Genomic DNA, 21,068 nt, shown 5'->3' with positions numbered 1-21,068 from the left:
GGAGCAGTGCGGACGACTGGGACGGGGAGGGGGCCGCGCCGAGCAGGGGGAGCATCAGCGAGGCACAGGCCACCGGACCGGCGGCTCCCCTCAGGGCGGTGACGGATCGTCGCAATGCAGCCTCCTGGGACGGTCGGGCGCGATGAGCCGTGCCGGGCCGGGCATCGCGTCCGTGGTGCCGGCCTGCCGACGATCCGTCAGTCATGCCCAGGGGCAGGGGAAGAGGCGTGCATACGAAGGGCCGCGGTGCGCCGTCCTTCAGGGCGCACCGCGGACCGCCGTCCCCGTCAGCGAGTGCCGACCGCAGCTCGGACGGCCCGTCGGGCCAGCTGGCAGTCGTCGTGCAGCCGCCTGAGCAGCAGGCGCTGTTCCTCGCCGGACGGCGCAGCACCCGGGTGGGCCGAGCCCGGTGCCGCCGGGGTCGTTTCGCGCATCGAACGCTGCACCGCCGTCTCGTAGGTACGGATCTCACGGGTCAGCACGAGCATCAGGTTCACCAGGAACGCGTCCCGTGAGGCCGGACCCGCCGACTGGGCGATCTGACTGATCTGCCGACGCGCGACCGGCGCGTCCCCGAGGACCGACCACAGGGTGGCCAGGTCGTACCCCGGCAGGTACCAGCCCGCGTGCTCCCAGTCCACCAGCACTGGACCGGCTGGTGAGAGCAGGACGTTCGACAGGAGTGCCTCGCCGTGGCAGAACTGGCCCATGCCCTGCCGGCCCGCCGAGTGCGCGATGCCGTGCAGCAGCTTCTGCAGATCGCCCATGTCCCGGTCGGTGAGCAGCCCCAGCTCGTGATAGCGGGAGATGCGCGAGGCGTAGTCCAGCGGGGCGTCGAAGGTGCCCGCCGGCGGCCGCCAGGCGTTCAGCCGGCAGATCGCCGCCAGGGCCGCCCTGACATCCGAGCGGGGCGGGGCCTCGGACGGGTGCCGCTGAAGGGCCGCCACGCGCCCCGGCATCCGCTCGATGACCAGGGTGCAGTTGTCCGGATCCGCCGCGATCAGCCGGGGCACCCGCACGGGCGGGCGATGCCGGACGAACGAGCGGTAGGCAGCTATTTCGTGCCTGATCCGCTCGGCCCACACCGGGGAGTGGTCGAGTAAACACTTGGCGACGGCCGTGCTGCGTCCTGTCGTCCCCACGAGGAGTACGGACCGCCCGCTCCGGCGCAGCACCTGCACCGGAGCGAACTCCGGGCAGATCCGGTGCACCGACGCGATGGCCGTACGCAGCTGGGCGCCCTGAGGGCCGGACAAGTCGAGTCTCCCGCTGAGCGGTTGGTTGCCGAGCCCCGCCGCGCGCCGCGGACGGCCCGCTCCGATGACGGGGGCCGCCGCCGAGCGGGCGGGGTCGAGGTAGGGGCCGCTGCCCGCCGGGCGGGAGTGCAGCGTCCGGGGCGGGGCGGACACGGAGGACGATGCTGCGTACATGGGCGAAACAGATCCCTTCGTGTGCCTGCAGTGCCTGCTCTGCGCAAACGCGCTACCCGGCCCGGCCGCACGGGTGCACCCTGGGGAATGCGCCCTTTGCAGAGCGGCGACCGGGTCGGGGTGGCGCGTTCCTACCTGACACCCGATGCCCAGTGGCACACCATCTGGCGCACCCTGGCGAACCCTGGCGAATAGTCGCCCGGCAACTCTCACCGGGCTACTGTCAACTCAGCCGAGAACCTGGGGGCTTGATGTGAACGGACAACCCAACACCCGCCTCGCGGACCTGTTCGGCCTGGCCGGCTGGTCCAAGGGCGAACTCGCGAGGCTGGTCAACCGGCAGGCGGCGGCCATGGGCCACCCTCAGCTGTCGACCGACACTTCGCGGGTGCGGCGTTGGATCGACATGGGAGAGATCCCGCGCGATCCGGTGCCGCGGGTGCTGGCGGCTCTGTTCACCGAGCGACTCGGCCGTGTCGTGACCATTGAGGACCTCGGTCTGGTCCGGCACGGGCGTACAGGGAAACGGCAGGGCGGCGGGAGTGTGGAACATCCCGACGGCGTGCCGTGGGCGCCCGAACGGACAGCTGCGGTCCTCACCGAATTCACGGGAATGGACCTCATGCTCAACCGACGCGGCTTGGTGGGCGCGGGTGCCGCGCTCGCCGCGGGATCCGCACTCAGCAGCGCCATGCAGGACTGGCTGCACACCGATCCGACTCTCAAGGCCGACGCTCCCCGATTCGACGATCCCCTGCACGCCGACCCCGCTGGGTTCGACCGCTACGAGGCCGCCCCCATCGGGTCGCAGGAGATCGAGGAACTGGAGCGTTCCGTAGAGGTGTTCCGGGCCTGGGACGCCGCCCGCGGTGGCGGGCTGCAACGCAAGGCGGTCGTGGGACAGCTCAACGAAGTGGGCGGCATGCTCGCCTACCGGCACCCGGAACACCTTCAGCGGCGCCTGTGGGGCGTCGCCGCCAATCTCGCCGTCCTCGCGGGCTGGATGTCACATGACGTCGGCCTGGAGCCCACGGCCCAGAAGTACTTCGTCATCGCCGCCCACGCGGCCCGTGAGGGCGGCGACCGGCCCCGCGCCGGGGAGGCGCTCTCCCGAGCGGCTCGCCAGATGGTGCACCTGGGCCGGCCCGACGACGCACTGGACCTGATGAAGCTCGCCCAGTCCGGCTCCGGCGCCGAGGTGCTGCCGCGGACCCGGGCGATGCTCTACACCATCGAGGCCTGGGCACAGGCATCCATGGGCAAGGGCCAGGCGATGCGCCGCACCCTCGGACAGGCGGAGGACCTGTTCGTCTCCGACAAGGGCGATGTGCCGCCCCCGAGCTGGATGCAGACCTTCAAGGAGGAGGACCTGTACGGCATGCAGGCCCTGGCCTACCGCACGCTGGCGGAGTTCGAGCCCCAAGCGGCCGCGCACGCCCAGCACTACGCGGAGAAGGCCCTGGCCCTGCGGATCGACGGACGGCAGCGGTCGAAGATCTTCGACTTCCTGTCCATGGCCTCCGCCTGCTTCATCGCCGACGACCCCGAACAGGCCGACCGCTACGCGCGCCTCGCGCTGGTGTCGATGGGATCGAACTCCTCCCACCGCACCTGGGACCGGCTGCGCCAGATGTACCGGCTGACCGCCGAGTACTCCAGCTACCCGAGGATCCACGAGCTGCGGGAGGAGATCAAGCTGGCCCTGCCCAGGACGGCGAAGGGCGGGAACAGCGCACGGGCATAGGGGCCCTGCGCTCGGCACCACCTCAGGATCGAGTCCGTCCGAGGATCAGGACGTCACCCTGGCGACCAGTACACAGGCGTCTGCCTCGCGCTGGGTCTCGCCGAACTCCTCCACGACCATCCGCACGCAGTCCTGTGCGGTGCGCGCCGCGCCGAAGCGCGGAGCCAGGTCGAGGAGGCGGTCCACGGCATCCGTGCCGCCGCTGTGCCCGGACACCAGTCCATCCGTGTGCAGCAGCAGCAGGTCGCCGGTCTCCAGGGTCACTTCGGCCTGGTCGTACGCGGCACCGGTCGTTGCGCCCAGCAGGACGCCGTCCGGTGCTGCCAGCCTGCGCCCCGTCCCGCCGCGGAACAGCAGCGGGGCGGGGTGTCCTGCCTGCGCCCAGACCAGGGTGCGGGTTGCGGGCCGGTAGCGGCAGCAGACCGCGCTGCCGAGGGCCGGCTGCACGGTGGCGTCGAGCAACTGGTTGAGCCAGGACATCAGCTGGCCCGGCTCGGTGCCGGCCATCGCCATGCCGCGCACGGCGCCCAGCAGGGTCGCCATGCCCGAGGCCACGGCGACGCCCTGTCCGGTGAGGTCTCCGACGCTCAACAGCGTCTCCCCACCCGGGAGTTCGAGTGCGTCGTACCAGTCGCCGCCGATCAGCGAGCTGGTCGCCGACGGCAGATGGCGGGCCGCGAGGTCCAGGGTCTCCGGACCCTGGTGCGGGAGCCGCAGGGAGCCGCGCCACGGCGGCAGCACGGCCTCCTGCAGCTCGACCGCCAGCCGGTGCTCGGTCTGCGCGCGGTGCTGCTGGCGCTGGAGCGAGTCACGGGTCTCGCTCACCGCGCGCTGGCTGCGGCGCAGTTCGCTGACGTCACGCAGCACGGCCCACATCGCGGCGGTGCTGCCGTCGGCGCCGAGCACGGGCTCGCCCATCATGTGGACGGTCCGTTCCTCGCCGCCCGGGCGGACGACGCGGAACTCCCCGTCGATGGGCTTGGCGTCGACGAGGCAGTCGGTGACCATCGCGGTCAGCTTCGGCCGGTCCTCGTCGAGCACGACGGACGGCAGCTCGTCGAGGGTGAGCGGGGGAGCGGAGGCGTCCCGGCCGAGGATCTGGTACAGCTCGCCGGACCAACTGGCCTCGTCCGTCAGCAGGTTCCACTCCGCGCTGCCGACCCGGCTGAGCAGCGAGCCGCTGCGCGGGGCGGGCGGCACGGGCTCGGGGGCGGCGGGCGTCGCCGGTGCGGCGGGCACCGGCGGCGGTCCCTCCCGCAGCTGGGCCAAGTGGGCGTCGAGGTCGTCGAGGTGGGTGAGCGCGAGGTCGTACAGCGCGCGCTGCCAGCGTTCCTGCGGGTCCGAGGCGTCACTTGGCGTGTCCCGCCGTACGGCGTCCACGTCGCCCTTGAGACGCCGTGCCTGCGATATCAGCGCGTCGACCGAGCCGCGTCCGGGCGGCTGGGCGGCTGGGCGGTCCGCAGAAAGATGGGACGGCATGACGCACTCCGGTGAAGGGGACGGTACGACCAGATTGACGGAGGGACCGTTACGACTGTTGCACAGCCCGCGACGCGCTGTAAGGGATTTGGCAACACACGATACGGTGGTGCATCTGGCATATGCCACAGTCTTCACGGGGCGATCTCGCCATGCGAATGAAGTACTCCGTCGGGGGGTCAAGTCGTAGACAGGCTACGCGGTTTGACGGGGCGTCGGGGGCGACGGGCGGATGCTCACCCGCGTGTTCGACGGCAACGTGTTCGGGAACTCCCGGCCTCCCGTGGTGGCTTTGGGTAAGTGCGCAGCCGTAAGGGTGAAATACCCCCTTTGATCGTGACGCAGGTCACGTCGGAGAATCCGGCTCGGGCGTAATGCAAGCGGCGTCTGCGGGGTCGTAAAGACACATCGGCTTCGGCCGGTCCGACTTCTCAGACCACGGGGGAGATCATGATGGACATCACCCTTGAACAACCGGTTCGCGCGCGCCTCATCACCGCCGACGAGCAGGAGCTGCCCGCTCCCGCCACGCTCCGTTACCGCTCGGCGGACCCGCTGGCCGTGCACATCGACTTTCCGTCCGAGATCTCACTCGACGGCGACGGTGTCACCTGGACCTTCGCGCGGACGCTGCTGGCGGAGGGGCTGCGCGGTCCGGCCGGGAGCGGTGACGTGCACATCTGGCCGTGCGGCCCGGCCCGTACGGTGCTGGAGTTCCATTCGCCGCACGGGCTTGCCCTGCTCCAGTTCGACAGCGCGGCGCTGCGCAGCTTCCTGCTGCGGAGCTACGCCGTCGTCGCGGCCGGGCAGGAGGATGTCGAGTCGGCCGTCGACGAGGGCCTGAGCGCGCTGTTCGGGAGCGTGTGACGGCCTCAGTAGCGCAGGATTCCCGCGATGCCGGTGGCATCGCCCAGCGTGCCGTCCGGTACGAAGCGGACGTCGGCGCCGGTCTCCAGGCACTGCTCGACGATCTCGTCCACGATGTCCTCGCGGGCGTCGAGGTCGCCGCTCTCGGCCGGGATCAGATGGTCGCCGGAGTCGTCGCGGACGGTCGCGCGGTAGTTCTCCTCGACCGCCAGCAGCCGGACCCGGCCCTCGCGGGCGCTCTGCCAGACCTCGTCGAGGCCGGCCGCGTACGCCTTGCGGCCCCGGGCCGTCTCCAGCTCCCGGGCCACCTCGTCGGTGGTCCTGCGCCCGTCGGCGGCGACCATGGGCCGTACCGCCTGCCAGACCGCGTCCGGGGTGGCGTGCGAGAGGCCGCCGTGCCGGACGTGGACGGCGTCCTTGGTGACGCTGCCGACCTCGTCGAGCAGGGACAGCGCGGCGGTCTCGCCCGTGACGTACAGCGGGCGCGGATCCTCGCGCAGCAGCTTGCCGATCGCGGTGTCGGCCTCCCGCAGGAAGTGCCGGGTGCCCTCGTCGCGGAAGGTGCTCGGCAGATCGCCGATCCGCTCCTGGCGCTCGGCGTCGAAGTTGTCCACGCTCCGGGTGAGCGGGAAGCCTCCGGCGTGCGCCTCGACGACGTGTTCGGCGCCGCCGTTCCACAGCGTGACCCGGTCCGCGGAGACCGAGAGCACCCAGTACGGCCGTTCGGCGGCCTGCGCCGAGACGAGGTTGCGGGTGAGGAAGGTGTCCGAGAGGACCACGCGTTCGGGCACCGGGCGCGCCAGTGACCACACCTGGTGCTCACCCGGGGCGGCGAAGATCACCAGCCCGTCCTCGGCGTGCGTCAGATCGACCTCGGCGAGCGCTTCCTCCAGCTGCCGGACGACGTCGATCCGCCGCTCCCGGCTGACCGCGGGATCCGCCTCCAGCTGCTTCTTCGCGTCGGCCACGACATTGCGCAGCCGGACGGGGTCCTGGGTGTTCTCGGGCTCCCTGCGGTGCGTCGGGGTCAGTACGGACACCGCGGGGTAGGGGCGCGGGCGGCGCAGCTCGGCGAGTGTGGCGGGACTCAGTGCATGCTCCATGACAGCACGATAGGACTGATTCGCCGATCGGGCATCGGGGGCAAACTGGCCGGGCATTCAGGAGATTTCGCTGATAATCTCGCCCGGGTCACCGGATGACGTCTCCGCACCGCCCATCTGCGGTGGTGCCCGACCGCGAGTACCTCGGGTTCTTCTCCGCCTTCGGCTACTGGGCCAGCGCCTGTGTCGGCAAGGTGACGTACTGGGTGCTGATCATGTCGACCATCGGAGCGATCGCACGCCCGCTCGGCGACGGCGACACCGTGCTGGCCGTGGTGCTCTCCTCCGTCGGCCTGTGGCTGTTCTTCTGGCTGATCAGCCGTGGTGTGAAAGGAAGCGGCGGCCATCACCCGGATCGTCACCATCGCCAAGGTGGTGCCGATCCTCGTCTTCGGCGTGCTCGCGCTCTTCTGCTTCGACCGGCGGGGACGTCTACGCCTCCGAGCGACAGCAGTGGGACAGCGGCAGCAACGCGGTGGCCCTGGAGCCGGGCGTGGTGTTCACCTACGACCGCAACACCCAGACCAACACCCTGCTGCGCAAGGCGGGGGTCGAGGTCATCACCATCGTCGGCGCCGAGCTGGGGCGCGGCCGGGGCGGCGGCCACTGCATGACCTGCCCGATCGTGCGGGATCCGGTCGACTTCTGACGGCCCGGGTTCAGGTCACCGCGATGGCGCCCTGCGAGACCGCGCACAGAGTCTCCGTGCCCTCGCTGTCGATGGTGATCAGATCGCAGCGGCAGACGACCCGGGTGCGGCCCGCCCGGACGACCTCCGCGCGGGCGCGCAGGAGTCCGCCCTTGGCGGGGCGGAGGAAGTCGAGCGTCAGCCCGGAGGTGGTCAGCCGGGGGCCGGCCACGGTGCCCGCGGCGAAGGCCGACGCGTTGTCGGCCGCGTAGCCGAGCACCCCGCCGTGGACGTAGCCGTACTGCTGGAGCAGCTCGTCCCGGATGTCCAGCTCCAGTGTCGCCGCGCCCTCGCCGAACGCGGTCAGCCGGGCCCCGAGCAGGGCGCTGAAGGGCTGTGCGGCCAGTACCTTCCTGGCCGACGCCAGGTCCAGAGACTCGGTCATGAAACCTCACTTCAGTAGTGAACTGAGGGTGGCGCGGGCAGTCCCCCTCTGTCAGGATCGGCCCATGTCCCAGCCTGACCAGCGCCTCTACTTTCTGTTGCAGCGAGCCGCGCACCGGCTGCGCACCACCGCCGACCGGCGCTGTGTGGCGGCCGCCGGGGTCACCACCGCCCAGCTCGGCGCACTGTTCGCGGTGGAGGACCGGCCCGGCGTCACCCAGCAGCATCTCGCGCGCACACTCGGCCTGCGAGAGTCGGCCGTCACCGGACTCGTGACCCGGCTGACCGCGGCCGGCCTCCTCGCCAAGCGGGCGCACCCGAGCGAACACCGGGCCGTGGTCCTGGAGTTGACCGACGCCGGGGCCAGGGCGCTGGACGCCGCCCGCCCGGAGATCGACCGCTTCAACGCCGAACTGCGCGCCCTGCTCGGTGACGACGGCTTCGGCCGGACCGCGGCCGCTCTGCAGCGGATCGCGTACGGGGAGGACTCACCCTCTGACGGAGCCCTCAAGCCGTAGGGCCCCCTTGGTGTCCAGGCCGGCGTGAGGTCGGCGGCGGTGGAGCGGTTGAGATGCAGTCGGCAGGCGCGGGCGGCGCTCAGCGGGGCGAGGCCGACGAGTTCGGTGATGTTGTTGACGTGCAAGGCCTGGAGAGTCGGCGGGACCTCGTCGGACAGGTCGAGGCCGATGATCTGCTGGGTCTCGGGCTCGAATCCGGGTTCGTCCAAGTAGAGCTGTCCGCCGTGCAGTTCGTAAGCGCCCTGCTCCAGTAGTTCCATACTGCGGGCCAGGAGCAGGTGACCGAGTTTCTGACGCCTCAATCGTCCTCGCCCGACGCGCACGAACTGCCGTTCGCCGGCAGGGAGCCGTACAGCAGGAACGCGTCGACCTTGCCGTGCACGCACGTGGAGGAGGCGTACCCGGTGTGGCCCTCGTCGCGGTTGTCGAGGACCACGGCCGAGGGGCCGAGGCGGCGTGCGGTCTGCATGGTCCAGCGGTACGGCGTCGCCGGGTCGCCGCGGGTGCCGACCAGGAGCATCTTCGGGCCGTCCAGGTCCTTGACCTTCTCGCGGATGAAGTCGGTGCCCTTGGGGCGGCCGTAGCACATCAGGACCTCGGTGAGCCGGTAGCGGCCGAACACCGGGGACGCCCGCTCGTACTCGGCGCGCAGTCGGTCGAGGTTGCGGGTGATGTCCTTGGCGGTCGGCCGGTCGGGATCGTCCGCGCAGTTGATCGCCATGAGGGCCGCGGGGAGGTTGTCCAGGGGGACGTCCTCCGCGTCGACGAGACCGCCGTCGTCGTCCCCGTTCCGGCCGGGCACGGTCACGCCGCCGGAGGCGAAGCCCATCACGCCCCGGGTGTCGCCGTCCTCGACCAGGGAGGCCAAGGCGCGTTGCAGCGACGGCCACAGGTCCTCGCTGTACAGGGCCTGTCCGATGGCGCCCACCAGGTCCTGCCCGGTGAACACGTCCCCGAAGTCCGTCGGCACGGGATCCTCGTCCATCGACTCCACCAGCCGTACGACCTCCTCGCGCGCGATGCGCGGATCCTGTCCGAAGGGACAGCCGATGTCCTCGGCGCACCAGTCGATGAAGCCCTCCAGCGCGGTCTGCTGCCCCTTGGCGCCCGCCACGCCCTGCTCGGTCAGCGGTTCGGTGAGGGTGTCCACGCCGTCGAGCACCATGCGGCCCACCTTGTCGGGGAACTGCGTCGCGTACACCGCGCCGAGCCGCGTCCCGTAGGAGAAACCGAGGTAGTTGAGCTTCTTGTCGCCGACGGCCTGGCGTATCACGTCGAGGTCCCGGGAGGCGTTGACCGTGCCGATGTGGGGCAGCACGGGCCCGGAGTGCTTCGCGCACGCGGCGGCCGTGGCGCGTATCTCCGCCAGCACCGCCTGCGGATCGGCGTCGAGTTCGGTGCTGTCGTCCGTCGAATCGGCGGTCTCCTCGGCGCCGTCGCCGCAGCTGACCGGCGAGGATCTGCCGACGCCGCGCGGGTCGAAGGTGACCACGTCGTAACCGTCGGTCAGGCTCATGAAGTCCTTGCCGCCGTAGGCGAGTTGATCGATGCCCGCGCCGCCGGGGCCGCCGAAGTTCAGCAGTACCGAGCCCCTGGAGTCACCCGTGGCCCGATAGCGGGCCAGCGCCAGGTCGAGCGTCCCGGCCGCCGGGTCGGCGTAGTCGAGGGGGACCGTCACCTTGCCGCACTGGAGGTCCTTGGGCGCGTCCATGCCCTCGCACCGGCCCCAGGACACCTTCTGGCGGTAGAACCGCGTCAGGTCGGGCTCGTCGTCGTCCGCCGCCGGCAGTCCCAGGCCCAGCAGTGTCAGCCCTGTGGCCGAGATGACGGCGAGGGACCGCAGGGCGGGCCGCTTCGCCAGCTTGCCCAGCATCGATGCCTCCAGGGGCGCCCGTCGGCGGACCGGGATCCGGCGCCCTCGATCACGATAAGCGGCCTCAGAAGGCCTCGCCTCCGGGCGGGCGGGACCGCAGATGGTGCGTTACTCTCCGCACTCTCCTGGGCGCCCGCTGCATGCGCATATGTACTCCTGCATCCGCATACAGCAGTTTTGCCGCTGGTTCGATAACCGTGCCGCTCGATGGGGTGAAAGGCCGATTAGCCGTAACTCGCATGGTTCGCCTGCGTTTTATCCGGTGCGGGCGAGTGCCCGCGTCCATGTCTGGAAGGCAGGGAACCTATGAGACGGGTTACCCGAAACGGTGTGATCGCCGTCGCCGCCGCGTCCGGCGCGATGGCTGTGACGATGCCCGCGCAGGCCGACTCCGGGGCGGACGGCGCCGCGGTCGGCTCGCCCGGGGTGATCTCCGGCAACACCATCCAGCTCCCGGTGCACGTCCCGGTGAACGTGTGCGGGAACACCGTGAACGTGGTGGGGCTGCTCAACCCGGCCGCGGGCAACAGCTGCGCCGACAAGAGCGCGGGCGACGAGCGCGGCGCTCCGGGCGGGGCGGCCGCCGAGGGCGGCGGAAAGGATTCGCCGGGTGTGGTCTCCGGCAATGGCGTGCAGCTGCCGGTCCACCTCCCGGTGAACGTCAGCGGCAACAGCGTGAACGTGGTCGGCATCGGCAACGCCGCCGTCGGCAACAAGTCCGAGAACACCTCCGGCGACCGCCCCGTACGCCCCGTACGCCCCGCGGAACCGGCTCCCGAGCCGCCCGCGCCGCCCCGGGCCCATCCCGGCCCGAAGCCCGCGGGACACGTCCCGGACCGCCCCGTGGCCTCGCTCGCCCAAACCGGAGCGGACCTCACCCTCCCCGCGGTGGCGGGCAGCGCCGCCCTCGTCCTCGGCGGCGCCGCCCTCTACCGGCGCTTCCGCGTCCGGGCGACGCGCTGACACCAAGGACAACACCACCGGTGGGGCCTCCGCCGTTTCTCAGCGCGCGACGCCCGACAGCAGCACCATCCCCGAGTCGCCGTAGTCCGGAAGCGTCGGGTCCGAGTCGATGTGGGTGACGGACAACTCCCGGGTCAGCGGCGAGAACACCTCGGTGACCCGGTCCGGGCCGATCGGACAGCCCGGCCAGCGCGAGGCCGGTCCGATCCGGTACGTCGGCATGTTCTCCATGAACGCCGCCACCAGATACCCGCCCGGCTCGACGCAGCGCACGAAGGCCCGGCAGAAGGCGGTGAACTCCGCGAAGTCCTCGGTGGCGCCCTCGGCGACGAAGTGCATGGAGGCCAGACCGTAGGAGTCCGGCGGCAGATCACGGACGTCGGCGTGCACCACGTACACCTGCGCCAGCGACCGTGCCGGGGTGGCCGGTACCGCGGGGTTGAGCTGCCGGCACAGGGCGTGGAACGGCAGCCAGCTCGCCTCCGGCCCGCACAGGATCTGCCGTTCCAGATAGGCGACGTTCCCGGCCCCCGCCTCGACGGCTTCGATCCGGCGGCTCACGGCGGCGGCGAGCATCAGCGGATACAGGTTCGGGCCCGCCCCGAACTCCACCGAGCGGGCCACCGAACCGGGGGTGAGGCGCCGGTAGAACGCCGAGTGGTGGGCGATGACCGCAGCGTCCGAGGGGTGCACCTCCCGGTAGTTCTCGGCGAGATAGTCCGCGAGCGGCCAGCGGTCCCAGTCCACGTCGTCGTTGTGCGTCGTCATGGCCGCACCGGTCCCTGCGTCTCGACCCCCTGTCCGCGCGGCCGCAGCGCGTACCGCGCGGCCAGCCGGGTCAGTGTGCCGTTCAGCCGGCTGATGTCCTCGTCGGAGTTCAGCGCCGTGATCTGGACGCGGAACCCCACCCGGTCGCGCGGGACGAGCGGATAGGCGGCGAGCGTCACATAGATGCCCTCGTCCCACAGGTACCGCGCGACCGCGTCCAGATCGTCCGGATCGGCCAGCGGGACCTCCAGAATGGGCAGCCCGTCGCGGTTGAGGCACTGCACATCCAGCGTGGCCAGGTGGTCCAGGACCCGGGCCGTCTTGCGGTGCAGATCGGCGCGCAGGGTGTCGCCGCGCCGGTCGTTGGCGTCGAGACCCGCCAGCGCGGTCGCCAGCGACGCCGTAGGGGAAGGACCCGAGTACAGATAGGGCGCCGCGGCCGTCTTCAGCCGGTTCTTCAGCTCGGTCGGCAGCGCGACGAAGGCCAGCAGCGACGAGTACGCCTTGGAGAACCCGCCGACCAGCACGATCCCGTCGTACGTCTCACCGGTGTGCCGGACCACGCTGTTGCCGCGCGAGCCGTAGGAACACGGCTCGTCCGGGCCGCGTTCCCCGATCACCCCGAAGCCGTGCGCGTCGTCGACGTACAACGTGGCTCCGTGCTTGCGGCACACCGCGGCGAGCGTGGGCAGGTCGCAGATGTTTCCGGTCATGCTGTTGACGCCGTCCAGGCAGACGAGCCGGGGTGCGCCCGCCGGCGCCGAGGACAGCAAGCTGTCGAGTTCGTCGGGCCGTTCGGCGTGGAAGCGGCGCAGCGTGGCGCCCTGCCCGCGGGCCACCAGACAGCCGTCGTAGACCGTGCGGTGGGCGGTGGCCTCGACGAAGACATGGCCGCGCTCGGCGAGGACGGGGATGACCGAGGCGTGGATGAGGGTGAGCGTCGGCAGCAGCAGCGTGTCCGGTGCGCCGAGCAGCCCGGTGAGCCGCTCCTCGATCTCGGGGTACAGCCGGGGGCTGCCCAGCAGCCGGGACCAGCTCGGATGGGTGCCCCAGCGGCGTACGGCCGGTTCGACGCCGGCGACGATCTCCGGGTCCCAGTCGAAGCCGAGGTAGTTGCAGGACGCGAAGTCGATCAGCCAGTGGTCTCGGCAGCGGATATGGCGGCCGCGCACCTCGTCCAGGACCGCGTCGCTCATCGGGCTGGTACGGCGCAGCCGGTCGAGGTCGGCCCAGCGGCTGGGCCGCGCGGCCGGGGCGGGGCGGGCCTTGGCGGTGCCATCGCCGCTGCCGCGCCGCCGCAGGACCCGCTCGGTCTGTTCGACCGACATCGGCCGGGCGAACAGATATCCCTGCCCGAGCCGGCACCCCATGCCCGCCAGCAGATCCCGCTGCGCCGTGTCCTCGATGCCCTCGGCGATCACCTGGAGGCCCAGGGTGTCGGCCAGCCGGACGATGCCCTCGACCAGCGCGACCTGCTGGGCGTCGCGGGTGATGTCGTCGATGAAGGACTTGTCGATCTTCAGTACGTCGATGGGGAAGTCCCGCAGATAGCGCAGCGAGGAGAACCCGGTGCCGAAGTCGTCGACCGCGATGCGCACCCCGAGCTCCTTGAGCGCGTGCAGGACCGCCTGGATCTCGGTGTCCCGCCGCAGCAGCACCGTCTCGGTGAGCTCCAGCTGGAGCGAGCCCGGCGCGAGCCCGGGCGTGCGCAGGGCCCGGCCGACCTGGTCGAGGAACCCCCGGTCGCGGAACTGGCGGGCCGAGACATTGACGCTGATGAACGGCGGCCCCTCGCGCACCGGCGACACATTCTGCAGGCCCGCGGCATCGCGGACGGCGTTCTCCAGCACCCACGCCCCGAGCGCGGCGATGTGCCCGGTCTCCTCGGCCAGGGTGATGAACTGCTCCGGCAGGATCGGCGGGCGCGGCGCCCCCGGCCAGCGCACCAGCGCCTCGAAGCCGACGACCTGGCCGACGCTGATGTCCACGACCGGCTGATAGCGCAGCGAGAACTCCTCGGCGGCCACCGCCCGGGCGAGCCGGCTCTGCAGATCGTGCCGCTCGACCATGCGCGTGTGCAGCAGCTGCTGGAACCGCCGCCACTGCCGCTTGCCGGCCGCCTTCGCCGCGTACAGCGCGAGGTCGGCGTGGCGCAGCAGATCCTCCGCGTCGGTGCTGTCCCGCGCGGTGGCCACACCGACGCTGGCGGAGACCGTCACCGTCTCCCCGGCCACCGTGAACGGCCGCGACAGCGCCTGGATCACCTGCGCCGCGAGCAGTTCCGCGTCCAGCGGCTCCCGCGCGTCCTCCATGAGTACGGCGAACTCGTCGCCGCCGAGCCGGGCCGCGGTGTCGCTGCGGCGCAGGGTGCGGGAGAGCCGGGTCCCGACGGCGACCAGCAGATGGTCGCCCGTGGAGTGCCCGAGGGTGTCGTTGACCTGCTTGAAGTCGTCCAGGTCGATGAAGAGCAGACAGGTCAGCGCCGACTCGCGGCGGCCGCGCAGCAGGGCGCGCTCGATCCGCTCCAGCAGCAGCGTCCGGTTCGGCAGCCCGGTCAGCGGGTCGTGGAAGGCCCGCTGGGTGAGCTCGTGCTGGAGCCGCCGCTGCTCGGTCACGTCCCGCAGCGTGACGACCAGGCCGCCCACGGTGGGCTCCTCGCGGAAGTTGGTGCACCGCACCTCCACCTCGGCTTGTCCGTCGGGGCGGCGCACCCACCAGTGGTCGTGCCCGGCGCGGGACTCCTCCTCCCGTACGGATGCCAGCGCCCGGGCCGCCCGGGACCGGTCCCGGGGTTCCACCAGGTCCGGCAGTGAGCTGCCGGCCAGGTCGGAGGTGCCGAACACGGAGGTCGCGGACGGACTCGCGTACCGGATGGTGTCGTCGTCCTCCACGATCAGGATGACGTCGGAGGTGTTGCGCACCAGCGTGCGGAAGTACGCCTCGCTCTCCCGGCGCACGACCTCCTGGCGCAGCATCACCCGCGCCACGGCCAGCCCGGCGTGCGAGGCGAGGATCTCCAGGGAGCCCCGGGTCTCGGCGAGCCGGCGGGCGGGCCCGGCCACCAGCAGCACGCCCGCCGCGCCGCCGGGGGGACGGTCGGGCGGGTTCATGGGGCAGACCAGCACGGACGGCTGACCGCCCAACTCGGCGGCCAGGGAAGGACCGAGGGCGGCGGGGGTCGTCAGATGGGTCTCGCGCAGGTTCGGGTCCATCGCCTCCTCGGCCGACAGCACCAGGGTCCGATGACGTACGTCGGGCCCGAGCAGGGTGTCCACGGCCGCCTGGCAGGAGCGGGCCACGTCGGGCCGGTGCGACGCCGAGACCAGCGAGGCGGCCGCGCCGCGCAGCGCCAGCTCCCGGGCCACCGCCCGGCGATGGGCCACGACCATCACCGCGAGGCGCAGGATGACCAGCAGGAACAGTACGGCCGAGAAGGCGGCGATCGCGGCGTCGTCCTGGGGGGCGCGGCGCATCGCCTGGTGGAGCAGGATGGCGGGGGCGATCAGCGTCGCCAGGGCGAGCAGCAGCAGCCGGCGGGCCGGCGGCAGGAGGGACTCGCGGGTGGGCACGTGGGCGGTCAGTTCCACCATGGCCGGGTGCAGCGCGGCCAGGCCCCAGGCCGCGTAGAAGACGATCCACCCGGCGTCGAGCAGCGTGCCCGTCTCCCAGCTGTCGTTGAGCTGGAGGATGCCGTAGGCGATGTCGAAGCAGAGCAGGGTCAGGGTGCCGACGACCAGGAGCTGCACCGACGGGTTGGGCCCCTTGAGCGGGGTCGGGGCCAGCAGCCGGACGAGCAGGGCGAGGACGAGCACGTCACCGAGCGGATAGGCGATGCTGATCGCCCGCTGCTGCCAGGTCAGCCCCTCCACCTCGGTGAGCGGCTGCACCAGGTACACCCACACCGGCAGCGCGAGTCCCGCGGTGAAGATCATCGCGTCCAGCAGGCTCGGCAGGTCGCGACCGGCCCAGCGGTAGTGGACCAGCCCGGACAGACCGATCGCGAAGAGCGGGTAGGTGGCCAGGTAGCAGGCGTCGGCGGGGGAGGGGAAGGGATTGGAGGCGTCGAAGTAGTCCTCCATCACGTTGTAGTACGTGTCCCCGGTGACGAAGGTGAGCAGACCGGCCGCGAGCGCCCACCAGGGCCAGCGATGGGCAGGACGGTGCAGCTCGGCCCCTGTCAGGATGGCGGCGACGCCCAGCAGACCGATCACGGCCCATAGCGGGGTGCGTGCCACGGGGACCGCCAGGTAGACGACGGTGGCGACCGCGACGAGCGTCACCAGTGCGGCCGTCAGCCGCTGAGCCGGCTGCAAGGGCATGCGCCTCCACACGGGAGGGGCCCGCCGACTGCCCGGCGAGGCCTTTCTTGATCCTAGGCAGCGCGGCTCGGCCCCTGCATCTCGGCGGGAACGCGCCCCTGGTCAGCCCTGTCGGCGGTGAAAACGGACGTGCAGCGCGCGCACCTCGTCCACCAGCTCGGCCACCGGGCCGTCGACAGCCACGCCTGGCGCGATGTCGCTGACCGGCAGGGTCCGCACCGGCGGGGCGGGCACGTCCAGCTCCGTCAGCCAGCTGGCGAGCTGCTCGCTGGAGGCCACGTACACGATGCGGCCGAGGCCCACCCAGGCATGGGCGGCCGCGTACATGGGGCAGTGCTCGCCGGAGGTGCAGACGGTGGCCGCGGCCCGCTCCTCGGGGGTGAGGTGAGCCGCCGACCAGCGGGCCAGCTCGAACTCCGGATGCCGAGCTCGGCGGCGTCGATCGGTTCGCCGCCGACGTCGCCACCGCCGAGGGCGCGCGGGCCGTGGCCGGAGCCGCCCACCGCCCTGGCCTACCACTGCGTCAACCTCGGCTATCCCCTCCAGGTCGAGGCGATGCCGTGCATCCAGGAGGCCGTCCTGGCCGCCGTCGAGGCCGTCGGCGCCCGCCTGGTCGTCCTCGACACGCTGTACCCGTACGGCGAGACCGGGGGAGCGGTGATGACCGAGGACTCCCCGTGGCGGGCGACCACCCGCAAGGGACGTATGCGCGCCGAACTCGACGAGAAGTACCTCGCCGCCCACCGCGAGGGCCGCGCCCGTGTCGTCCTCGGCCGCTCGGCCGATTTCGTCGGCCCCGGAGTCCTCAACTCCACCCTCGGCGGCGCCGTCTTCCCGGCCGCGCTCACCGGCGGGGAGGTGCCGGGCCTCGGCGACATCGGCCTGCCGCACAGCTACACCGACATCGAGGACGTGGCCGCCGGCCTCGCGACGCTCGGCGAGCATCCGGAGGGCGACGGCCGCGTCTGGCATCTGCCGACGGCGCCCGCCGTCAGCACCCGCGAGATGCTCACCATGATCGAGAAGCGGACGGGCACGCCGCTGACCGTCGTGCCGGTGCCCGAGGCCCGCCCCTTCGGCCCGTTCGACGAGGAGTTCATGGCCGGGTACGCGGAAATGTGCTACCAGCACACCGAGCCTCAGATCATGGACTCCTCGGCTTTCGAGCGGGCCTTCGACACGGCTCCGACCCCGCTGGCCGAGACCATCGACGCCACGGTGGCGTGGTACGACGCATGGCTCGGCCGGCACTGATCAGCGACGCGCCTTGGTCCGGTCCAGCGCGGCGACGCCGAGCGCCGCGAGACCGATCTGGATCAGCCACTCGATCCAGTCGACACCGTCGGTGTCGCCCACATCGAGCCCTGCTGCGATGGCCGAACCGATCAGTGCGGCCACGATGCCCACGAGAATCGTGAGCAGAATCCCGATGCGCTGACGGCCGGGCACGACCAGCCGGCCGAGCACACCGATGACAATGCCGATAACAATGGCGCTGATGATGCCGGAGATCTCCATCTCCACCTCTTCTCCTCAGGCTCCCCTGCCCTGCGGGTTCCCCCCGACGGACCGGACAACCGTTCCCTTTCGACCAACGGCGATACTCAGGCGGATGAAGGAGCACGCTCTGGACGGCGGCGCCGTCAGCGAGGCCGTACGGGTGGGCGCGACGGTACGGCGCACGCCGTCACCGGGATCGGCATACGTACGCACCCTGCTCGCCCTCTTCGAACGCCACCGGTGGCCGGGCGCCCCACGCTTCCTCGGGACCGACGAACAGGGGCGGGAGATGCTCGGCTACATCGAGGGCCGCGCGGCCGTGAGCCGCGAGGAACAGAGCGCGGCCCGCACGGACGCGGCACTGGTACGGATCGCCCGGCTGGTACGCGAGTTCCACGACCTGACCCACGGCACGCCCCTGGCCGGCGACCGGGACGTGGTGTGCCACAACGACCTCGCGCCGAAGAACACCGTGTACGACGGTGGTTGGCGGCCGAGGGCCTTCATCGACTGGGATCTCGCCGCTCCGGGAGAACGGGTTCACGACGTGGCCCATGTGTGCTGGCAGTACCTGGACCTCGGGCCGAGTGTGACCGACGTGCCCGAGGCGGCCCGGCGGATCGGGCTCATCCGCGAGGCGTACGGCGAAGGCCACCTCGACGGCCTGGTCGACACCGTCCTGTGGTGGCAGGACCGGTGCTGGAGGGGAATCGCGGCCGGCGCCGAGCGGGGGGAGGCGGCCATGGTCGGGCTGCGGGAGCGGGGGGTCGTGGAGGAGGTGCGGGCCGCTCGTGAGTGGGTGGCGGACCATCGGAGTGAGCTCGGCTGAGCGGGCCGGGGAGCCCTGGAGGGGGCTCCCCGGCACGGTCGTACGGGGGTGTCAGCCGGCCTGGGGGATGTCCGGGTCCGGCTGCTCGGAGTCGTCCGGCTGAGGCGTGGGGTCGGCGTCGGGGTCTCGTCGAACCATGAGGCGAGGCCCAGATGTCCGCCTGGTGGCGCTGCTTGCAGTGGTCGGCAACGTGCGCGGTGGTGGCTGAGACACCGTTACGGAGCGTTCATCAAGACCGCCGTAGTTCGTGTAACCCACGAGGACCTGCGCACCGAGCGCGGCATGGCGGACGTGTCCCTGGGCCGGCCGGCCGTGCTGTCCAACCTCAAGTCGCTGCTGGAGACCGGCAGGCCGCTCCCGCAGGAACCGTGGCTGGTGCCCGGGCACTGAGCGCGGACACAGAGCGCCGGCCGGTCCGGTGCTGCCCGGACCGGCCGGCGCGTCCTCCTTCTACCTCTCGTTCCTCACTTCATGGCTCTACGGCCTGGGGGCGCTCTTCGCCGCCGTACCGGCGCACATCAGCCCGAGGATCACGGCCAATGCGCCGATGATGATGTTGTTCCACACAACGCCCGCGTCCGGGCTGTCGCCGACGATCCACGGCGAGACGATCATCCAGACACCCATCGCGCACATGGCCCAGCTCAGACCGTACATACGCTCCGGAGCGCGGGTGAATCCGAGGGCCAGCAGGCCGATCGCGATCCCGATGACCAAGTTGTGCACTACCAGGTCCGGCTGGCTGGTCGTGTAGTGGACGACCCACGGGGATACGGCGCAGTACAGACCGAGCAGGAACACCGGTCCGTCCACGAGCGCCACATCACGACCGCCGAGCATGCGGGCATAGCGATCCCGCATTTCGGATGCATCAGGGTGGCTGGTTATGTCACCTCTGGTGGGCGAGACGTTGGCCATGACTCGTCTCCTTTGACTCGCAGGCCTGACCGCGTCTGGTGCGGTATGCGGATAAGCGCCGCTTACCTACATTCTGCGCTTATTTGGCCTTTATGTGTAGAGGTCGGGGGCGGGGTGTGGGACGCCGACACCGTGGCGCGAACGCGCGCCGCCTTCCGTACCGGCCGCACCGAGCCCGTCGAGTGGCGCGTCACGCAGCTGCGGCGCCACGGAGGCCCAGCGCACCGGGATCGGCTTCACCGTCCGCGAGGACCACCTCGGCGCCGACGCACGCGCCTGGACGCGGTACGACCCCCTCGGCGTCGTCCTCGTCATCGCGTCCTGGAACCACCCGGACCAGCTCCAGCGGGCCGGCCCCGCGACCTCGGCGGTGCTGGCCGAGCGCTTCGATCACATCTTCTACACCGGTAACGGCACCGTCGGCCGCCTCGTGATGCGCGCCGCGGCCGAGCATCTGCCCCCTGAAGGTCGTCGCCGCCGGCAAGTTCCTCAACGCGGGCCAGACCTGCGTGGCCCCCGACTCTGTCCTCACCGACCCGGAGACCGCCGCGGCCCTGGAGGCCGAGCTCGTCCGCGCGGTGGAGTCGCTGTACGGCAGCGACCCGGGCACCGGCTTGAGTTCCGGCACCCGCGCCAGGGGAGTCCAGGGACCGCAGACCCGACCGGCCGAGCCGGCGTTGTCGGTGATCGTGTCGACGAGGGTGATCCGCCAGTCGCGGATACGGCTGTCGACGATCTCCAGTGCGGGCGCGACCGCGTCGGTGGCCGCCAGGACGTCCTCGGCGGTCGTTCCGGGGCCGCGCAGGGGCCGGGCCAGCCGGAAGCAGATCTCCGGTTCGACGCGCGGCCGGCAGTAGCGGGCCGCGAGCACCGGGGCGCCGTCGCGGTGGACCATGTCGTCCAGCAGATGGCCGAGGTCCGGCTCGTCGACCCCGAGGAGCCGCTGCATCGCGGTCGCGGTGAGGCCGACCTTGTGGCCGACGACGGTGGCCCCGTCGGCCAGTCGCCGGTCGATGTTGTCCCGCTGCACGGCATGGGCGTCGGCCGGCTCGAGGCCCGGCAGCAGGGTCGACAGCGGCTCGACCGGATTCGCTCGGCGCTCGCCCTCGCGCAGCAGCCGTGCGGTCTCCGCGCGCTGTCCGTCGGGCAGGGTCATCATCCGTCGCTCCTTGGCGTCCGAGGGTGACACACGAAGGACGCCGTCCCCGCTGAGCGGGAACGGCGTCCTGTGTCGACCGAGGTGGGGCTCAGCTCCTCGCGAGCAGTCCGCGGCTGCGCAGCACCCGCCGCTCCAGGGGGCTGAAGATCAGGAGGTCGATGGCGATGCCGACGAGCAGGATCAGGAAGATGGCCAGGAACACCTGGGACATGCTGGCGTTGTTGCGGCCGTTCTCCAGCAACTGGCCGAGACCCACGCCGAGGTCGGGGGACGAGGCGATGATCTCGGCGGCCATCAGGGAGCGCCAGGAGAACGCCCAGCCCTGCTTCAGGCCTGCCAGATAGCCGGGCAGCGACGCGGGCATCATGATGTGCCACGCCCCGCGCAGTCCCGTCGCACCCATCGTCCGCCCCGCGCGCAGGAACAGCGGGGGGATCTGGTCGATGCCGGCGACCAGGCCGTTGGCGATGGAGGGGACCGCGCCGAGCAGGATCACGGCGTACATCATCGAGTTGTTCAGACCCAG

17 protein-coding genes and 5 pseudogenes are annotated in these 21,068 nt (G+C 71.5%); 11 read left to right on the top strand and 11 right to left on the bottom strand.

The window, feature by feature from the left end; genetic code table 11:
• Positions 1–287: 287 nt before the first annotated feature.
• A complete protein-coding gene (locus RMT89_RS25780; protein ID WP_315886165.1) occupies positions 288–1,430 on the bottom strand; it encodes an aminoglycoside phosphotransferase family protein in 1,143 nt (380 codons plus the stop codon).
• A gap of 253 nt (positions 1,431–1,683) precedes the next feature.
• On the opposite strand from RMT89_RS25780, the gene RMT89_RS25775 reads away from it, so the two are divergent.
• The gene (locus RMT89_RS25775) at positions 1,684–3,174 is read left to right on the top strand and encodes a hypothetical protein (protein ID WP_315886164.1); all 1,491 of its coding nucleotides are present in this window, start codon (positions 1,684–1,686) and stop codon (positions 3,172–3,174) included.
• Positions 3,175–3,219: 45 nt separating this feature from the next.
• On the opposite strand, the gene RMT89_RS25770 is transcribed toward RMT89_RS25775, so the two are convergent.
• Positions 3,220–4,653 carry a SpoIIE family protein phosphatase gene (locus RMT89_RS25770; protein ID WP_315886163.1) on the bottom strand — a complete coding sequence of 478 codons (1,434 nt, stop codon included), beginning with the start codon at positions 4,651–4,653 and terminating at the stop codon, positions 3,220–3,222.
• Positions 4,654–5,106: 453 nt separating this feature from the next.
• Between RMT89_RS25770 and RMT89_RS25765 the strand changes: the two genes are divergently transcribed.
• Complete coding sequence (locus RMT89_RS25765; RefSeq protein ID WP_315886211.1) at positions 5,107–5,520, top strand: SsgA family sporulation/cell division regulator; 414 nt, start codon at positions 5,107–5,109, stop codon at positions 5,518–5,520.
• A 5-nt stretch (positions 5,521–5,525) separates the two neighbouring features.
• Here RMT89_RS25765 and RMT89_RS25760 read toward each other — a convergent pair whose 3' ends face one another.
• On the bottom strand, positions 5,526–6,623 hold the full coding sequence (locus RMT89_RS25760) for a chemotaxis protein (RefSeq protein ID WP_315886162.1): 1,098 nt from the start codon (positions 6,621–6,623) through the stop codon (positions 5,526–5,528).
• A gap of 137 nt (positions 6,624–6,760) precedes the next feature.
• Here RMT89_RS25760 and RMT89_RS25755 point away from each other — a divergent pair.
• Both RMT89_RS25755 and RMT89_RS25750 read left to right on the top strand, forming a co-directional pair.
• Positions 6,761–7,043 (top strand): annotated as a pseudogene (locus RMT89_RS25755) (amino acid permease); the annotation flags it as partial.
• Positions 7,042–7,272, top strand: a pseudogene (locus tag RMT89_RS25750) (arginine deiminase family protein); the annotation flags it as partial. The pseudogenes RMT89_RS25755 and RMT89_RS25750, both read left to right, overlap by 2 nt.
• Before the next feature lie 10 nt (positions 7,273–7,282).
• Here the strand turns inward: RMT89_RS25750 and RMT89_RS25745 are convergent.
• Positions 7,283–7,696, bottom strand: coding sequence for a PaaI family thioesterase (locus tag RMT89_RS25745; RefSeq protein WP_315886161.1), 414 nt, complete (start codon positions 7,694–7,696; stop codon positions 7,283–7,285).
• Between the two features lie 64 nt (positions 7,697–7,760).
• Here RMT89_RS25745 and RMT89_RS25740 point away from each other — a divergent pair, with 64 nt between their 5' ends.
• Together RMT89_RS25740 and RMT89_RS25735 are read left to right on the top strand one after the other, a co-directional pair.
• Positions 7,761–8,213, top strand: coding sequence for a MarR family winged helix-turn-helix transcriptional regulator (locus RMT89_RS25740; RefSeq protein WP_315886160.1), 453 nt, complete (start codon positions 7,761–7,763; stop codon positions 8,211–8,213).
• Between the two features lie 53 nt (positions 8,214–8,266).
• A complete protein-coding gene (locus tag RMT89_RS25735; RefSeq protein WP_315886159.1) occupies positions 8,267–8,467 on the top strand; it encodes a hypothetical protein in 201 nt (66 codons plus the stop codon).
• Positions 8,468–8,511: 44 nt separating this feature from the next.
• Here RMT89_RS25735 and RMT89_RS25730 read toward each other — a convergent pair whose 3' ends face one another.
• Positions 8,512–10,086, bottom strand: a complete 1,575-nt coding sequence (locus RMT89_RS25730; RefSeq protein ID WP_315886158.1) for an alpha/beta hydrolase — start codon at positions 10,084–10,086, stop codon at positions 8,512–8,514.
• A gap of 306 nt (positions 10,087–10,392) precedes the next feature.
• On the opposite strand from RMT89_RS25730, the gene RMT89_RS25725 reads away from it, so the two are divergent.
• Positions 10,393–11,049: a chaplin gene (locus RMT89_RS25725; RefSeq protein WP_315886157.1), complete on the top strand. Its 657-nt coding sequence runs from the start codon at positions 10,393–10,395 to the stop codon at positions 11,047–11,049.
• A gap of 39 nt (positions 11,050–11,088) precedes the next feature.
• Here RMT89_RS25725 and RMT89_RS25720 read toward each other — a convergent pair whose 3' ends face one another.
• The 3 genes and pseudogenes from RMT89_RS25720 to RMT89_RS25710 all read right to left on the bottom strand — a co-directional run.
• Entirely contained in the window at positions 11,089–11,817 is a 729-nt protein-coding gene (locus RMT89_RS25720) for a class I SAM-dependent methyltransferase (RefSeq protein ID WP_315886156.1), read from the bottom strand.
• Complete coding sequence (locus tag RMT89_RS25715; RefSeq protein WP_315886155.1) at positions 11,814–16,136, bottom strand: aminotransferase class I/II-fold pyridoxal phosphate-dependent enzyme; 4,323 nt, start codon at positions 16,134–16,136, stop codon at positions 11,814–11,816. Before RMT89_RS25715 ends, RMT89_RS25720 begins: the two co-directional genes overlap by 4 nt.
• Before the next feature lie 102 nt (positions 16,137–16,238).
• Positions 16,239–16,568, bottom strand: a pseudogene (locus RMT89_RS25710) (nucleoside deaminase); the annotation flags it as partial.
• 2 nt (positions 16,569–16,570) lie between these two features.
• Here RMT89_RS25710 and RMT89_RS25705 point away from each other — a divergent pair.
• Positions 16,571–17,390 (top strand): annotated as a pseudogene (locus tag RMT89_RS25705) (epimerase); the annotation flags it as partial.
• Here RMT89_RS25705 and RMT89_RS25700 read toward each other — a convergent pair.
• Positions 17,391–17,654 (bottom strand): GlsB/YeaQ/YmgE family stress response membrane protein, encoded by a 264-nt coding sequence (locus RMT89_RS25700; RefSeq protein WP_315886210.1) that lies wholly within the window; start codon positions 17,652–17,654, stop codon positions 17,391–17,393.
• Between the two features lie 94 nt (positions 17,655–17,748).
• On the opposite strand from RMT89_RS25700, the gene RMT89_RS25695 reads away from it, so the two are divergent.
• A complete protein-coding gene (locus RMT89_RS25695) occupies positions 17,749–18,465 on the top strand; it encodes a phosphotransferase (protein ID WP_315886154.1) in 717 nt (238 codons plus the stop codon).
• A gap of 477 nt (positions 18,466–18,942) precedes the next feature.
• Here RMT89_RS25695 and RMT89_RS25690 read toward each other — a convergent pair whose 3' ends face one another.
• Positions 18,943–19,383 carry an SPW repeat protein gene (locus RMT89_RS25690; protein WP_315886153.1) on the bottom strand — a complete coding sequence of 147 codons (441 nt, stop codon included), beginning with the start codon at positions 19,381–19,383 and terminating at the stop codon, positions 18,943–18,945.
• A 114-nt stretch (positions 19,384–19,497) separates the two neighbouring features.
• On the opposite strand from RMT89_RS25690, the pseudogene RMT89_RS25685 reads away from it, so the two are divergent.
• Together RMT89_RS25685 and RMT89_RS25680 are read left to right on the top strand one after the other, a co-directional pair.
• Positions 19,498–19,988 (top strand): annotated as a pseudogene (locus tag RMT89_RS25685) (aldehyde dehydrogenase family protein); the annotation flags it as partial.
• Between the two features lie 281 nt (positions 19,989–20,269).
• Entirely contained in the window at positions 20,270–20,569 is a 300-nt protein-coding gene (locus RMT89_RS25680) for a hypothetical protein (RefSeq protein ID WP_315886152.1), read from the top strand.
• Positions 20,570–20,630: 61 nt separating this feature from the next.
• Here RMT89_RS25680 and RMT89_RS25675 read toward each other — a convergent pair.
• Positions 20,631–21,068, bottom strand: a 438-nt coding sequence (locus RMT89_RS25675; RefSeq protein ID WP_315886151.1) for an ABC transporter permease subunit, incomplete at its 5' end; no start/stop codon positions are given.

It is taken from the genome of Streptomyces sp. P17, from assembly GCF_032436805.1.
Lineage (GTDB): Bacteria > Actinomycetota > Actinomycetes > Streptomycetales > Streptomycetaceae > Streptomyces.
The sequence above is the reverse complement of the archived record's forward strand: the minus strand, read 5'-3'. Positions and strand labels throughout refer to the sequence as shown.

Excerpts from the sequence above, each read along its gene's own strand:
- RMT89_RS25780 (WP_315886165.1), bottom strand. The coding sequence starts at position 1,430 with ATGTACGCAGCATCGTCCTCCGTGTCCGCCCCGCCCCGGACGCTGCAC.
- RMT89_RS25770 (WP_315886163.1), bottom strand. The coding sequence starts at position 4,653 with ATGCCGTCCCATCTTTCTGCGGACCGCCCAGCCGCCCAGCCGCCCGGA.
- RMT89_RS25765 (WP_315886211.1), top strand. The coding sequence starts at position 5,107 with ATGGACATCACCCTTGAACAACCGGTTCGCGCGCGCCTCATCACCGCC.
- RMT89_RS25760 (WP_315886162.1), bottom strand. The coding sequence starts at position 6,623 with ATGGAGCATGCACTGAGTCCCGCCACACTCGCCGAGCTGCGCCGCCCG.
- RMT89_RS25745 (WP_315886161.1), bottom strand. The coding sequence starts at position 7,696 with ATGACCGAGTCTCTGGACCTGGCGTCGGCCAGGAAGGTACTGGCCGCA.
- RMT89_RS25740 (WP_315886160.1), top strand. The coding sequence starts at position 7,761 with ATGTCCCAGCCTGACCAGCGCCTCTACTTTCTGTTGCAGCGAGCCGCG.
- RMT89_RS25735 (WP_315886159.1), top strand. The coding sequence starts at position 8,267 with ATGCAGTCGGCAGGCGCGGGCGGCGCTCAGCGGGGCGAGGCCGACGAG.
- RMT89_RS25730 (WP_315886158.1), bottom strand. The coding sequence starts at position 10,086 with ATGCTGGGCAAGCTGGCGAAGCGGCCCGCCCTGCGGTCCCTCGCCGTC.
- RMT89_RS25725 (WP_315886157.1), top strand. The coding sequence starts at position 10,393 with ATGAGACGGGTTACCCGAAACGGTGTGATCGCCGTCGCCGCCGCGTCC.
- RMT89_RS25720 (WP_315886156.1), bottom strand. The coding sequence starts at position 11,817 with ATGACGACGCACAACGACGACGTGGACTGGGACCGCTGGCCGCTCGCG.
- RMT89_RS25715 (WP_315886155.1), bottom strand. The coding sequence starts at position 16,136 with ATGCCCTTGCAGCCGGCTCAGCGGCTGACGGCCGCACTGGTGACGCTC.
- RMT89_RS25700 (WP_315886210.1), bottom strand. The coding sequence starts at position 17,654 with ATGGAGATCTCCGGCATCATCAGCGCCATTGTTATCGGCATTGTCATC.
- RMT89_RS25695 (WP_315886154.1), top strand. The coding sequence starts at position 17,749 with ATGAAGGAGCACGCTCTGGACGGCGGCGCCGTCAGCGAGGCCGTACGG.
- RMT89_RS25690 (WP_315886153.1), bottom strand. The coding sequence starts at position 19,383 with ATGGCCAACGTCTCGCCCACCAGAGGTGACATAACCAGCCACCCTGAT.